Source organism: Pseudarthrobacter sp. MDT3-1, assembly GCF_054510755.1.
Genome location: NZ_JBTNDX010000015.1, coordinates 1 through 13802, shown reverse-complemented (window position 1 = coordinate 13802; position 13802 = coordinate 1). Strand labels below are relative to the sequence as shown.

The following is a 13802-nucleotide window of genomic DNA, read 5'->3' as shown; positions in this document are numbered from 1 at the left end:
CTAGCTTCCGGACTTGTCGAAGTACGCCTTCGAACCTGGGCAGGCGTCCACGAACTCAACCTTCCCCGCGGTGGCCTTATCCATCTCGCCGGCTGCGGGGTGGACCTTGATCAAGGCCTCTTTGTTGTCAAAGAGTGCGGTGGTGATGTCCTGCTGGAGCTGCTTGTCCATTTTCTTGCTGGCGACCAGGATGTTCGGCGAAGCGATCGCCGGGACCGCCTCGGTCTGTCCTTCGTAGGTGTTGGCCGGGATGTCCTGCTCCACGTAGTAGGCGCCGTATTTCTCCGCAAGGGGTTTGGCGTACTCCCCGATTGAAAGCAGCTTCATGTCGCCGTCGCCGGCCAGGTCGATCAGCGCGCCGGTGGGCAGCCCTCCGGACCAGAATCCGGCGTCGATCGTTCCGTCGCGCAGCGCAGCGACGGTCTCCGCCGCGCCGAGTTGGCGGCGCTGGATGCCCGACTTCGGGTCAATTCCGGCGGCCTCAAGGATGCGCAGCGCCGCTACCTCGGTGGCGGAGCTGGGCGCGCCGACCGAGATGACTTTGCCCGCCATGTCCTTGACGTTCTGGATTCCCTTGTCGTTTACGGTGACGGCCTGCATAAAGTTGTTGTAGATGTTGCCAAGGGAGCAGACCTCCTGGGGCTTTCCCGCGAATTTGCCCTCGCCCTTGACGGCATCGGACACCACGTCGCCCACTGAGAAGGCGAGCTGTGCGGACCCGTTCTCGAGCAGCAACATGTTGTCCACGGAAGCGTTGGTTTCCTGCACCGTGGCGTCATAGCCCTTGATGTTGTCCCGGATCACAGTTGCAAAGCCGCCGCCCAACGGATAATAGACCCCGCCGGTGCCGCCCGTCGCGATGGACAACATGCCTCCCTGGCCGGCTGTGCCCCCGCCGCCGCCACCGCCGCCGCTGCTGGGGGCGGGGCTGCCGCACGCGGAAAGGAAAACTGCCGGTACAAGGACAGCTGCTGCGCACAGGCGGCGCATGCGCCTCCGGGCAGTGATGTTCATAGCAATCATGGTTGTATCTCCCTGTTTTTGATCATGCTGTTGGCTGGGTGGGCGTCAATTGGCTTGGCGGTCAAGTGGCCTGGTGCAGGGGTTCTCCGGCGGCGGCTGGTGGAACGGGAACATCTCCGGCGGCGAGGATGCCTGCCAGCAGGCGGTAATAGCCCACCAGCACCGAAAGCTCCGTAATGCCACCGTGTCCGAAGTGTTCAAGGGCGGCAGCATGCACGTCCTCGTCAACGGCGGTGCCTCGCAACAGGGAACGCGTCAAACTCAGCGCCGCGCTTTCGTCCGCAGACAAGGTGTCCGGGACATCGCCGTCGTGCAGCTGCTTCAGCTCGGTGCCGTTGATGCCAACGGTCGTGGCGACCAGGCTGTGCGCGTACCACTCGTAGGCGGACTCCAGCTCGGCGGCGACGGCGCAGATCACCAGCTCCCGGGTGCGGGCCGGCAGCGACCCGTCAAAGCGCAGGACGGCGCCCAGGGCCTGTACCGCGTTTCCGATCGCGGGCGAGTACAGCAGCGCGTTGAAGGGGCCGCTGAGGCGTCCGTTTTCGTCGACAATGGAAAACGGCCCGTTTCCCCTCGGTGGGCCGGCGATGACCCCGTACAGATCGCGCTGCTGGTTCGAGAGTTCATGCGGCATGAGGAGCGGGAAGCGGCCGCCCAGCCCGGAAGCGTTGGATCCGGCTCCAAGGTGGTTCGATTCACACAAGGGTCCTGCCCCCGTCCACGTACAGGACATGACCGGTGACAAACGCCGCCTGCCGGGAAGACAGGTAGAGCACAGGACCGGTGAGGTCATCCACCGTCCCGAGCCGGCCGGCGGGGACCATTGAGGTGTAGTGTTCGCGAACCCCGGGGCGATCCAGATGCATCCTGGTAAGTTCAGTGTCCACGTAGCCGGGGGCGATGGCGTTCACCGTTACTCCGTGGGCGGCCCACTCGCGGGCCATGACCCGGACCAGCTGGTTGATGCCGCCCTTGCTGGCCGCGTAGGGGCCGTGGTCGGGGTGCGCCAGGAGGCTGGAGACCGACGAGCAGTAGATCTGGCGCCCGAAGCCGGCCTCGACCATGACGCGGCCGGCTGCGCGGCCGAGTCGGAAGGCGCTGGTGAGGTTGAGCTCGAGGATACGGTTCCAGTCCTCATCCGCGGTTTCGAGAATCGGCACCCGGTGGTTGACGCCAATGGAGTGCACCAGGATGTCCAGTCCGCCGAGCCGTTCCTGGGCCGACGCAACGGCATCCTCACAGCCCTCCGTGGACGTGAGGTCAACCCGTTTGGTGGCCACGCCCGGACCAAGGGCAGCCAGCCGGGACTCGTCGCGGTCAACCGCGAGTACGCTCGCCCCGGCTGCCACGAACTCCCCAATGCAGGCACTCCCGATTCCGCCGGCGCCGGCCACCAGGACGCGGGCGCCGTTCAACCCGAGCCAGTCGTTCACGGAGGCCACATCCGTGTGGAGGGTCGCGTCACTCATGGGTAGAAATCCGCACCATTGCGGTTAATTGAAAGACCATTTGGATAATGTATCCAATATCACCCCGAACTGTAACCGGCGTCACACAATCGTTACGTTATGGGCGGCTCGGGGCTTCCAAGAACGTGCGGAGGGCGTCCACGGCATGCTCGCGGTGTTCGTCCATCAGGGCGACGAGCAGCCCGACGTCCCCGTCCGCATAGGCCTGGACGATGCCGGCGTGTTCGCGTTCCACTGTGGCCCGATTGTGTTCCGCCCCGTAGTAGACGAACCGGTAGGCCTCGGTCGCATCCCACAGGACCTGAACGATCCGCTCCAGGCGCGGCATCTGGGCCGCTGCCAGCAGTTCGAAGTGAAACCGCCGGTTCGCCTCGGTCATCTTCAGCAGATCACCGGCCGCGCTGGCCGCTTCAACGTCACGGGCGGACGCCCTCATCGCTGCGAGTACACCGTCACTCCGGTTTCTGACAGCAGCCTGCGCGGCCTCCGCTTCCAACAACTGCCTGAGCCGGTAGACCTCCAGGAGGTCCGTGAGCGACAGGCTGGCGACTTTGTGCCCGCGGTGCGGCTCGTAGACCACCTGGCCCTCGCTTTCGAGGACCTTGAATGCTTCGCGGACGGGAACCCTGCTGACGCCGAACCGCTCGGCGAGCGTGTTTTGACGGAGCGGCTCACCGGGCAGGAAGTCCCCCGCGATGATTGCGCGCCGCAGCTCGGCAAGGACGAAAGCTTGAGCGGTGGGAGGGCGCCTAAACTCTTTCGCGGCGTCCTCGCTCATCCCGTCACCGCAAACGCATCTGCTTTCACACCTGAATCCTAGCTGGCGGGCTTCCGCCGCCGTCCTCGTTCCCGCCGGTCGCACCCCCGCTGTGGTCCGAAGCCTGTCGCCGCCCGGCGCGCAGGGCGTCGGCGATGACTTGGACCAGGTGCCGGCTCTCCAGCCCGGCCAGGTCGCGGACCTGGGTGCGGCAGGAGAAGCCGTCGGCCATGATGCCGTGATCGGGAAGGGCCTCCGCCTTGGCGAGAATCCCCCTGCGGGCGATGTTCTCGGACACGTCGTAGTGCCCTTTTTCCATGCCGAAGTTGCCAGCCAGTCCGCAGCAGCCGGCTGACGTTTCGACGTCACATCCCATGGCTGTCAGCAGGGCTTCATCGGCCGCGTAACCCATGACGGAATAGTGGTGGCAGTGCGGCTGAACGAGGAGCTTTTCCACGGCGAGCGGTGGAGTCCACCCGATCCCGGCCAGGAGTTCAGCGACAGTTCTCACGGCAGCTGACACTTCCGCGGCGCGGGGATCGTCGGCCAGGAGTTCCACCAGGTCCGAGCGCAGCGTCGCGGTGCAGCTGGGCTCGAGACCAACCACCGTCCGGCCGTCCCGGACGTGCGGCAGAAGGAGGTCTACCGTTGCGCGGAGCTTCGCTTTCGCGGCCGTCAGCTGGCCTGTGGAGATGAGAGTCAGTCCGCAGCATGCACCGGGGCCGGCAAGCTCGACATCGCAGCCTGCGGCCACGAGAACTTCGACGGCGTCGCGCGCCACCTCGGGCGCCAGTGCGTCGGAGAACGAATCGACCCAAAGCAGGACTTTGTGTCCCCCTTTCCGGCCATGGCTGCGGTTCCGGCCTTCTTGCGTTCGTCTGAACGGAGCACGGGGCAGCGGCGGAAGGGACCGGCGGAGGTCGGCCCCCATGAGCGCCATGATGGTCTTGCGCAGCACCGGAAGGCGTCCGGCGAGGTTGACCAGGGGTGCCGCCGGGGCGGAGAGGCGCAGCCACTGGGGAAGGCGCCCCAGCGTGTAGTGGCTCAGCGGGCGTATTCGTCCCTTGTAGGACTGGTGCAGGGTTTCGGACTTGAACATGGCCATGTCGATGCCGGTGGGGCAGTCGCTGGCGCAGGCTTTGCAGCTGAGGCAGAGGTCGAGCGCGTCATGCACTTCCGGTGAGGACCAGCCTAGAGTCACCACACCGCCGTTCAGCATCTCTTGGAGTACCCGGGCCCGGCCGCGGGTGGAGTCTTTCTCCTCGCGGGTTGCGGTGTAGGACGGACACATGAAACCGCCCTGTGGGCCCAGGTCCGCGCGGCATTTTCCGACCCCTACGCAGCGGTGCACGGCTTTGGTGATGTCGCCGTCGTCGTGGGCGAAGGCGAATCCGTCACTGGCGCGCAGGGACAGTGCCTGGGGTCGGCGCAGGTCAGCGTCGAGGGGCGACGGCCGGACTACGACGCCGGGGTTGAACATGTCCTCCGGGTCAAAAAGAGCCTTGAAATCGCTCATGGCCCGAAGCGCTGCGGGGCTGTACATGGTGGGGAGCAGTTCGGAACGCGCCCTGCCGTCGCCGTGCTCACCCGAGAGCGATCCCCCGTGCGCGACTGCCAGGGCCGCGGCGCGCTCGAGGAAGCGGCGCATGAGCACCCCGTCGCTGTCCAGCGGGAAGTCGAGGCGGACGTGCACGCACCCGTCACCGAAGTGACCGTAAGCCAGGCCGGAAAGCCCTTCCTCATCCATCAGTTGTTCCAGGCCGCGCAGGTAGCTGCCCAGCCTCTCCGGAGGCACGGCAGAGTCTTCCCATCCCGGCCACGCCTGCTGACCTGAAGCGGTGCGGCCGGCCAGTCCGGCCCCGTCCGCCCGGATCTGCCAGAGGCGGGTGGCTTGAGGGCCGGCCGGCAGCACGATGGCAGCATCAGCACTGGAGGCGGAGACCAGATGTTCGGCTGACGCGATGGCTTCTTCAGCCGTGGCGCCGCCAATCTCGGCCATCAGCCAGCCGCCTCCTGCGGGAAGCGCCGGGACACTGGCCGGGCCGTGAGCCCGCCGCACGACGTCGACGAGCTTCGCGTCCAGCCCTTCCAGTGCCAGTGGGCGAAAAGGGAGCAGCGCCGGAACATCGTCGGCCGCGGTGGCCATATCCGCGTAGCCAAGCACAGCCAAGGCAGGGGCCACCGCCTGCGGAACCAGCCTGAGTTCTGCCTCGAGGATCACCCCGCAGCTTCCTTCTGTGCCGGTCAGGGCAGCCGCGAGGTTTTGGCCCTTCTCGGGGAGCAGGTGCTCCAGGGAGTAACCCGAGATCTGTCGACCGAATCGCCCGAATTCGGTCCTCAAGACGGCCATGTTTTCCGCCACGAAGGCTGCCAGCCCCGGCACGGCCTCCAAGGCGTGCGGGCCGGAGCCTGCGGTGACAATGTCACCCGAACCTGTCAGCCAGGTCATTGACACAACGTTGTCCGCGGTGCGCCCGTAGGAGAGTCCGTGCGGTCCACAGGCGTTGTTTCCGATCATGCCCCCGAGAGTGCAGCGCATAGCTGTCGAAGGGTCCGGACCGAACCGCAGCCCAAACGGGGCGGCCGCATTCTGAAGGTCACTGAGCACCACCCCGGGTTCCACAACCGCGGTGGCCGCTTCGGGATCGATAGCAAGGATGCGGTTCATGTAACGCGAAACGTCCAGGACCATGCCCGGGCCGATCGCGTTCCCGGCGCAGGAGGTGCCACCGCCGCGCACGGTCACTGGCATGCGGTGCTTCCGTGCGATTGCCACTGCCTCCTCGACGTCCCGGCGGGTCCTGGGAAGCACCACGATTTCGGGAACCACCCGGTAGTTGGAGGCATCGGTGGCGTATTGCGCCCGTGCCAGCGAGGAGTCATCCGCGGTCCCTTCGAGAACCGCGCGGAGCTCGGCGACAATCGCGTGCGTGGGTTGTTGCGGGATCGGTATATTCAGGGTCACGGCGGAAATGCTCCTCATTGGGCCGGTATGGTGCTGTTCCTTCGTGCGGCCTCCGTCAGCACTGTAACCGTGTTGGCGCGCGCTGTGTCGGACACCGGAGTGAAAATCTACTCCGTGGCGGCGGGCTTGGGTGACCACCTCTGCACCGGCTTCGCTCGGCATAGCCCCTCATATGCAAGCTGCGGTCGGCTGACGTCCGCAGAAGCAGAAAATCCGTCCGGGAGGACGGGCTTACGACGTCCCCTTGGTCATACGGTCAATCTGCGCCTCAATGCCACCAGCGTCGCGCACAACTTCCGTATAGATCCGGCCGGCGCGGAACCTGCCGTCCAAGACTTGGAAGATGTTGACCCCCACGAACTCCATGACCGTCCCGTCCCGGCGGGTTCCCTGCAGGCCCCACTCCATCCACACCTCGTCGCCGTCCGACACCGTCCGGACAATCTTCGCCGTGAGGTCAGGCAGGTCCCTGAGCAGTTTCTCGAGATTTCGCCGCACAGCGTCTTGGCCTTGGACGGATTCCCCGCGTCGCGCGGGAGCTTGGTCAATGTAGGCCCTATCGAAGCAATCCACCGCGGCTTCCAAGTCATGTAACGACAAGGCCCTAACCCACCGTTGCGCCACTGCCTCCGGATCGATGCCCATGCACTCAATGCTGGAGCTCCGGCGCCGGTTTGGCAACCGCCCGAACGTGCGGGGGACATCGAGGAAGATCGAACTGCCAAGGACAGCGTCCAAGATGCAGAACGTCTGTCCTGGGTCGTCCCTGAACGGAAATCAGATCCATCGGTCTAAAGGTACCTGCATGCTAGTCGGACGACGGCGGGAGGCGCCCGCCGTCGTCCCCTTTCTGTTTGTCAGGCGTCGATTCAGTAGAAAGAGATGAGCTCGACAAGCTCCTCGACCCTGTCCTCGGGGTAGTTCCGGGCAATGTCTGCCTGGCTGAGAATGCCAACCAGGTCGTGGCCGTCGATGACCGGCAACCTACGCACCTGGTGCTCCCCCATGGTCCTGATCGCTTCCTCGATGGAAGCGTCCGCACCGATGGTCACCGGCTTGCCCTGGCCAAAATCCCCGGCCTTTGCCGTTCGCGGGTCACCACCTTCCGCGAAGCATTTGATGACAATGTCGCGGTCCGTGATCATGCCCTTAAGCCGGTTGTCCTCCCCGCAAATCGGCAGGGCGCCGACGTTCAGCTCCTTCATCTTCCGAGCGGCCGCTTCCAGCGATTCGTTTTCACCGATGCATTCAACGCCGCCGGTCATAATTTCACGTGCTGTGGTCATGGCATTCTCCTCATACGATCCGAATTGGACTTCTAGAGCTGCTGGCCCGTAGGCCCGTTGTCCTCGACTTCGCCGCGCCAGGATGGAAGATCGCGGTGCCCAGTGGAACCGGTACACTTTTGTACCACGGGCCGGGCGCGGCTGTAAACCTTTTGAGTCGGATCTAAGTCTGAAGTTACTTCGAGAACTGCAGCCGGGCAACGCTGGACCGCTCGACCAGTTCGGCGGCGACCCGTATGACGGTGGGTTTTCCCGACGATTTTCCCTGGGTGTTGGCCAGGGCCAGTTGCACGGAGTGCCGGGCGAGCAGATCTATGGGTTGCCTGACAATTGTCAGGGCCGGGGTCATGAGTTCGGTCCAGGGAGAATCGTCGAAAACGATGACGGACAGCGTCCCGGGGATGTCGATTCCGGCGTGGGAGAGGCGCCGCAGAACCTCGGTTACCTGTGCGGTGTTTGCTACCACCAGAGCCGTGGGCGGGTCCTCGATGCTGAGCAGCGCCGATGCCGCATCTCCTCCGGCCGGGCCGCGGAACGCGGCGTGCCGGATGAGGAGTTCGTCCTGTTCGAGGCCGGCTGCTTCCATGGCTTGCCGGTAGCCGGCAATTCGGTCCCGTCCGGTGGTGGAGGACGCCGGTCCGGAAATGATTCCGATGCGGCGGTGGCCATGCGCCGCCAGCAGCGCTGTAGCGGACCGGGCAGATTCAAAGTTGTCGATGCTCACAACGTCAACCTCAGGAAGCGACGGTATTGAACGGTCGACAAAAACCACATCAGTCCCCAGGTCCTGAAGCTGCTTCCAGATCGCCACGTTGTTGCCGGTCGGCGTCGCGATAATCCCACTGACCCTGCGCTCGATCAGGGTCCCCAGACGCTCTGACTCCAACTGGTCATCCTCCTGCGTGGTCATCAGCAGCACCTGGATTCCGCGCGAGTGCGCCTCCTGCACCACCTGGTCGGCAAGGCGGGCGAAAAAGGGGTTGGAGACATCCGCGAGCAGCAGCCCCAGGGTAGTAGGCGGACCGTACTTGAGCTCCCTGGCTGCCGTGCGGGGGTGATAGCCCAGGTTCTTCATCACGTCGTTAACTCTGCTGCGGGTAGCTGCGGCGACGGGACCTGACCCCGGGTTCAGCACCCGGGAGACGACTGCAACGGACACCCCGGCCGCCTGGGCAACATCGCGGATGGTCGGTTGTTTCTGCACGCCTACTCCTTGCCTGGCACTTCCTGGACATCTGGGAACCTTTTTACCCTAGGGCTTGACCTTGGGCCTATCCCTGTGAAATAAAAGTGTACCGGTTCCACTTATTTTACCTTAGTTCAGTCCCGCTTGTTCTGCAGCCTCATTACCTAGGGCAGCAAGCCGCAAGGTTAAAAGTAGAGCCCCAAAAGCTGCGGTCAATCCCAGACCAGCCCGCATCCCTTCCGGAACAGTGCCGTATCCCTTGAAAGGCAACCCATGAATCTGCATAAACTTCTGTCCCAGCGTGAGGCCGACGGAAAGCCCATCCGGGTCGGCCTGATCGGCGCCGGGCGCTACGGGACGATGTACCTGGCCCAGGCAAACAACATTCCGGGCATCCACGTCGTCGCCATCGCAGATATCAACGTCAAGCGCGCTGAAGGTGCTTTCGATCTCGTTGGATGGCCCAAAGACCAGATCGCGTCCGACATAGCAACCGCTCTAAGGGATCGGTCCACTGCGATCGTGGCCAACGCTGACGAGCTTTTCGACGTCGACATTGACATCATCGTGGAAGCCACCGGCAACCCCATCGTTGGTGTCAAGCATGCGCTGCGTGCCATTGAAACGAAAAAGCACGTCATCATGGTCACGGTTGAAGCCGACGCGTTGGCAGGGCCCGCTCTTGCCAAGCGGGCAGAAGCAGCCGGTGTTGTCTACTCGATGGCGTACGGCGACCAGCCGGCCCTCATTATGGAACTTGTCGACTGGGCCCGCACCAGCGGATTCGACGTCGTTTGCGCCGGCAAGGGCGCCAAATTCCTTGAGCACTATCACGAGATGAACCCGGATAACGTGTGGGAGAACTGGGAATTCTCCAAGGAGCTCACTGATTCCGGGCAGCTGAACCCCAACATGCACACCTCCTTCCGGGACGGCACCAAGGCCGCCATCGAGATGGCCGCCGTCGCCAACGGGGCAGGACTGGTCCCCTCTGACACCGGGCTGACGTTCACGCCGGGAGACGTGGAGGAAATCGCCTCAATCTGCCGCCCCGCCGACGTCGGAGGAGCCCTCGCACACGAAGGCACTGTCGACGTCATGTCCAGTGTTAACCGCGACGGCACCTGGATCCCCCATAACACCCAGGAAGGCGTTTTCGTCGTCGTGAAAGCCACCAACGCCTACGTCTCCGGCTGCTTCAACGAATACCCCTGGCACCCGGACCCCACCGGCCAGTACGCCGCCTTGTACCGCCCCTACCACTACGTCGGCCTGGAACTGAACGTATCCATAGCCAACGCCGTCCTCCGCGGAATCCCCACGGGATCGCCCATCGGGTTCTTCGGCGACGTTGTAGCCACCGCCAAGAAAGACCTTAAAGCCGGTGAATTCCTTGACGGCGAAGGCGGATACACCGTGTGGGGCCAACTCGTTTCCGCGAAGCACTCCGTCACTACCGGTGCGCTGCCGGTCGCGCTGGCCCACCACGTGGAACTGCGCAATGACGTATCCAAGGGCGGGATCGTCCGCTGGGAAGACGTCATCATGGACGACTCGCTCGCCCAGGCCCTCGAACTGCGACGCGAAACCGAGGCCCTTGCCCTTGAGACGTGGACCCCGGGAAACCCGGCCACACTCAGCTAAGTCTGAAGGACACCCTGCGGATGTTCGTCGCGGACCGACGGACTTCGACCGCCGGTCCGCGCCGCGTCCCCCAAGGACCCTCCCACGCCCTCAAAGGCACCCTCAAAGCAAGGAGAACCTCACCATGACCATCGTCGTCACCGCTGCTTTCAGCCCCAAGGAAGGCGCCTTCGACCAGGTCGTCGCCGCCCTCTCCCCCGCAATCAGCGAAGTGCACCAGGAACCCGGCTGCCTGCTCTACGCGATACACGAAGCCCCAAACAACCAGATCCTCATGATCGAAAAATGGGAATCAGCTGCGCTGCTCGACGCCCACGGCCAAGGTGAACCGGTCAAACGCCTGAACGTCTCCCTCGAAGGCCTGCTGGAAAAACCCGTCGTAGTGACCCGGCTGGCGCCGATCCCCGCAGGAACAGCACAACAAGGAACGCTGTAGTGCATAGCCCCATCGTCGTCATGGGCGTCTCGGGCGCAGGCAAGACTGCCGTCGGCGCCGCACTGGCAGCCCGGCTCGGGGCAACCTTCAAGGACGCTGACGACCTGCACCCCTTGCCGAACGTCGAAAGGATGACAGCTGGCATACCGCTCACAGATGAAGACAGATGGCCCTGGCTACGCCTGGTCGGCGCAGAACTCGCCGCCCAGCACCCGCACGGGATCGTCGTTGCCTGCTCGGCCCTCAAACGCGCCTACCGCGACGCCATCCGCGAAGCCGCTCCCTCCACCAGGTTCATCCTCTTAAAGGTCGACCCTTCGATACTGAAGGAGCGGCTGGTCCAGCGCCCAGGACACTTCATGCCTCCATCCCTCCTCACCTCACAACTGGAGACACTCGAGACCCTTGAAACAGCCGAAGCCGGAATGACCGTGACATCCGAAGGCGGCATCGAAGCACTCACCGATCAGATTCTCGCAAATCTGCGCCAAGTACATCTCGCAGTACCGGCCGGTACCGATCAGAACGAAAGATGAGTTTCTAATCCGACGCCCCCGGGCGCCTTGGTACGTCAACTCAAGTACACCCCAACCTGACGAACGAGGTTCCGAAGCCTTGACTTTCTTCTCGAGCGAGCCTAGAACTCAACCTGACAGAACGATGGGTGGAGGCATAGGTGGCTGGACAGCGAATCGGGTACGTACGAGTAAGCACTCTGGACCAAAACGAGAAACGCCAGCTCGAAGGCCAGGTTCTGGACCGCGTCTTCACCGACAAGGCATCCGGCAGGGACACAGCCAGGCCACAACTCACCGAACTGCTACGCAGCGGGGTTCCGAAAGTCGTTCTTGCTCATGATTACGGGATTAGCAGGGAGACCGTTTACCAGTACCTGCGCCAAGCCAAGCAAGCGGGGAGCCCTCCTCCTGCAGTGTCGCCCGCCATTCTGTAGCTTGACTGCCCAAGTCTCACGTATTCACATGTGCTGGCGCTCCTGCTTCGGCAGCACTCCGTGCGTATGTTCTCTGCTTTCAAACGACGCTCATACCACCCGCCTAGCGCGATGAATGTGTTAGATTCTATTTATCAGACATCGCCCCCCTCTGAGCCTCGGCTCAAGGGGGCGATTTTCATTGTGCGACAATCGATGCAGCGTGGAGTATACGAAGGAATTCAAAGAGCGCGAGGAGCTGCTTCAACAGCTCGAAGACCGTGGCCTCGCGATTCCTGACCGCGCCGAGGCGCTCAACTTCCTCACACGCGTCGGCTACTTCCGCTCCGGCGCGTACCGATACGTCTTCCGGAGGCTGCTCCCGCCGGACAAGATCGATGCTCGCCTGCACCAGTACCGGTCAGACGACTACATACCTAGGTGCGTGGGTCAGTAATGGTAACTCGTTGATGAATCCTACAAATTTATCGCCGGAATGCATCAAATCAGTTTCAAATCTTGTAGGTTTTCACCACAAAAAATCGGAAAAATCGACTACTGACCCACGCACCTAGTGCGAGCATCGAGCACGTCGTGAAGCTGGAAGCATTCGACTTCAAGTTGGCCCGAATCTGCCAGGAAGGCCTGCTTGAATTCGAGGTGCGCTTGAGGGCGGCCATCGCCCATACGCTCGCCTCGAAGAACGTGGCAGCTCACGCATCCAAAGAATTTTTGGATGCGCAAAGCTGCGATAAAGCAGCCGGCGAGCACACAAAGTTTGACGCATGGACGAAGACCTGGCGGGAAGCTGTTACTTCCGGTGCAGAAGACGAGGACTTCATCAAGCACCACCTGTTGAAATACCCGGAACAAGATGTGCCCATCTGCGCCGTCACTGAAGTGTTGAGCTTCGGAAATTTGCCATTCCTCTACGACCTCATGCAGACCCCGGACGCGCGCTCGGTCGCCCGCATGTTCGGATTCGCCCACCCCAGCCGCTTCGGTGCGGTGTTGCGTATGATGGTGGATTTTCGAAACACGTGCGCCCACGGCTCGCGTCTTTTCAACCGCGCGTTCAAAAGGCCACTCTCACTCCGCGAACACGACACTGCCAGCGAGCTCCTGGCGCACTTGCTCGAACCCGGCTTCACGGTCACGCCCAAAGCGCATCAAAGGCTCTATATCTACGCCGCCGTCCTGGCCTTCATGCTCAGATCTCACACGAGTGGCACAAACTGGCACCTGACCTTCAAGACGCAAATCAGAAAACTCGACATCAAGCTTCAAGCACCGGACGGTTCCGAACTCATCTCACCAGATGTGAGTATGGGCTTTCCCGCCCGTTGGTCAGACTTGGACCTATGGAAGCCCAAGCCCTGAACCTGGTTCGCAGTGACGGTGACCCTTGCGAATAGAACTGGCACCCCGGCGCTCTTAGGTTAACGAAAGGCCGTTATCGGCGCGCCAGGAATTAGCAGGGGGGCGTGGAGGACGTCTAGGTGCGTGGGGCAGTAATGGTAACTCGTTGATGAATCCTACAAATTTATCGCCGGAATGCATCAAATCAGTTTCAAATCTTGTAGGTTTTCACCACAAAAAATCGGAAAAATCGACTACTGACCCACGCACCTAGAAAGGGGTAGGCTGAGGCGTCATTTGGTGCAATGAGCTCCGGCAAAAGTATGTGTTTTTCGGTCAGTAGGGAGTTCCGGTGGGCAGGTCCCATTCGTAGCGCGCAAAAGCCACCTTCTCGCCTTACTTTTCGGCCATTTCCCGTGACCAGGGCCCTTCGGGCGCTAGCCACAGAACTGAGTTGTCCGGCCCCTGTCGTTCGGCCGCCCCGCAGCGAACGGCTGCCGGAGAACGAGCGCCCGACGGGCCTAGAGTCCGCGGCCAGGGTTGTTCCGACGATCACCACCCTCCTGTTCCGCCGTTCAGGTCTTCTAGAATGGCGGGCCCACCTACTTAATTTGTTTTCACGCAAACTTATTCAGGGCTTCTGTGAGGTGTACTACTGATGTGAGACACAGTTTGAAAGGATTGTGCCCATGTCTGCTCGACCAACCTATTCCGATGAGTTCAAGGCTGATGCCGTTGCGCTGGTG

14 protein-coding genes are annotated in these 13802 nt (G+C 62.7%); 6 read left to right on the top strand and 8 right to left on the bottom strand.

Annotation, left to right across the window (positions count from 1 at the left end; translation table 11 throughout):
- The 8 genes from ACX80X_RS12950 to ACX80X_RS12915 all read right to left on the bottom strand — a co-directional run bounded on the left by ACX80X_RS12950 (position 1) and on the right by ACX80X_RS12915 (position 8704).
- Complete coding sequence (locus tag ACX80X_RS12950; RefSeq protein WP_252600367.1) at positions 1–1023, bottom strand: TAXI family TRAP transporter solute-binding subunit; 1023 nt, start codon at positions 1021–1023, stop codon at positions 1–3.
- Positions 1024–1084: 61 nt separating this feature from the next.
- Positions 1085–1726, bottom strand: a complete 642-nt coding sequence (locus ACX80X_RS12945) for a carboxymuconolactone decarboxylase family protein (protein ID WP_252600365.1) — start codon at positions 1724–1726, stop codon at positions 1085–1087.
- Positions 1719–2492 carry an SDR family NAD(P)-dependent oxidoreductase gene (locus tag ACX80X_RS12940; RefSeq protein ID WP_252600363.1) on the bottom strand — a complete coding sequence of 258 codons (774 nt, stop codon included), beginning with the start codon at positions 2490–2492 and terminating at the stop codon, positions 1719–1721. The genes ACX80X_RS12945 and ACX80X_RS12940 overlap by 8 nt, the downstream gene beginning before the upstream one ends.
- 97 nt (positions 2493–2589) lie before the next feature.
- Positions 2590–3270: a GntR family transcriptional regulator gene (locus tag ACX80X_RS12935; RefSeq protein WP_252600361.1), complete on the bottom strand. Its 681-nt coding sequence runs from the start codon at positions 3268–3270 to the stop codon at positions 2590–2592.
- 25 nt (positions 3271–3295) lie between these two features.
- On the bottom strand, positions 3296–6214 hold the full coding sequence (locus ACX80X_RS12930) for an FAD-binding and (Fe-S)-binding domain-containing protein (RefSeq protein WP_252600359.1): 2919 nt from the start codon (positions 6212–6214) through the stop codon (positions 3296–3298).
- Between the two features lie 231 nt (positions 6215–6445).
- Complete coding sequence (locus ACX80X_RS12925) at positions 6446–6859, bottom strand: nuclear transport factor 2 family protein (protein WP_252600357.1); 414 nt, start codon at positions 6857–6859, stop codon at positions 6446–6448.
- Between the two features lie 224 nt (positions 6860–7083).
- Positions 7084–7500, bottom strand: coding sequence for a CBS domain-containing protein (locus tag ACX80X_RS12920; RefSeq protein ID WP_459312236.1), 417 nt, complete (start codon positions 7498–7500; stop codon positions 7084–7086).
- A gap of 175 nt (positions 7501–7675) precedes the next feature.
- Positions 7676–8704: a LacI family DNA-binding transcriptional regulator gene (locus ACX80X_RS12915; protein ID WP_252611060.1), complete on the bottom strand. Its 1029-nt coding sequence runs from the start codon at positions 8702–8704 to the stop codon at positions 7676–7678.
- Positions 8705–8959: 255 nt separating this feature from the next.
- Between ACX80X_RS12915 and ACX80X_RS12910 the strand changes: the two genes are divergently transcribed.
- The 6 genes from ACX80X_RS12910 (at position 8960) to ACX80X_RS12885 (ending at position 13077) form a co-directional block, all read left to right on the top strand.
- On the top strand, positions 8960–10330 hold the full coding sequence (locus ACX80X_RS12910) for an NAD(P)H-dependent oxidoreductase (protein WP_459312234.1): 1371 nt from the start codon (positions 8960–8962) through the stop codon (positions 10328–10330).
- A gap of 124 nt (positions 10331–10454) precedes the next feature.
- On the top strand, positions 10455–10766 hold the full coding sequence (locus ACX80X_RS12905) for a putative quinol monooxygenase (RefSeq protein WP_252611063.1): 312 nt from the start codon (positions 10455–10457) through the stop codon (positions 10764–10766).
- On the top strand, positions 10766–11302 hold the full coding sequence (locus ACX80X_RS12900; protein WP_252611065.1) for a gluconokinase: 537 nt from the start codon (positions 10766–10768) through the stop codon (positions 11300–11302). Before ACX80X_RS12905 ends, ACX80X_RS12900 begins: the two co-directional genes overlap by 1 nt.
- A gap of 140 nt (positions 11303–11442) precedes the next feature.
- Positions 11443–11718 (top strand): recombinase family protein, encoded by a 276-nt coding sequence (locus ACX80X_RS12895; RefSeq protein WP_252611067.1) that lies wholly within the window; start codon positions 11443–11445, stop codon positions 11716–11718.
- Between the two features lie 202 nt (positions 11719–11920).
- Positions 11921–12154: an Abi family protein gene (locus tag ACX80X_RS12890; protein ID WP_252611069.1), complete on the top strand. Its 234-nt coding sequence runs from the start codon at positions 11921–11923 to the stop codon at positions 12152–12154.
- A 101-nt stretch (positions 12155–12255) separates the two neighbouring features.
- A complete protein-coding gene (locus ACX80X_RS12885; RefSeq protein WP_256471180.1) occupies positions 12256–13077 on the top strand; it encodes an Abi family protein in 822 nt (273 codons plus the stop codon).
- Positions 13078–13802 lie beyond the last annotated feature (725 nt).

Bases quoted from the DNA above. Each gene is read 5' to 3' on its own strand.
- ACX80X_RS12905 (WP_252611063.1), top strand. From the start codon at position 10,455: ATGACCATCGTCGTCACCGCTGCTTTCAGCCCCAAGGAAGGCGCCTTC.
- ACX80X_RS12920 (WP_459312236.1), bottom strand. From the start codon at position 7,500: ATGACCACAGCACGTGAAATTATGACCGGCGGCGTTGAATGCATCGGT.
- ACX80X_RS12950 (WP_252600367.1), bottom strand. From the start codon at position 1,023: ATGATTGCTATGAACATCACTGCCCGGAGGCGCATGCGCCGCCTGTGC.
- ACX80X_RS12940 (WP_252600363.1), bottom strand. From the start codon at position 2,492: ATGAGTGACGCGACCCTCCACACGGATGTGGCCTCCGTGAACGACTGG.
- ACX80X_RS12935 (WP_252600361.1), bottom strand. From the start codon at position 3,270: ATGAGCGAGGACGCCGCGAAAGAGTTTAGGCGCCCTCCCACCGCTCAA.
- ACX80X_RS12925 (WP_252600357.1), bottom strand. From the start codon at position 6,859: ATGGGCATCGATCCGGAGGCAGTGGCGCAACGGTGGGTTAGGGCCTTG.
- ACX80X_RS12910 (WP_459312234.1), top strand. From the start codon at position 8,960: ATGAATCTGCATAAACTTCTGTCCCAGCGTGAGGCCGACGGAAAGCCC.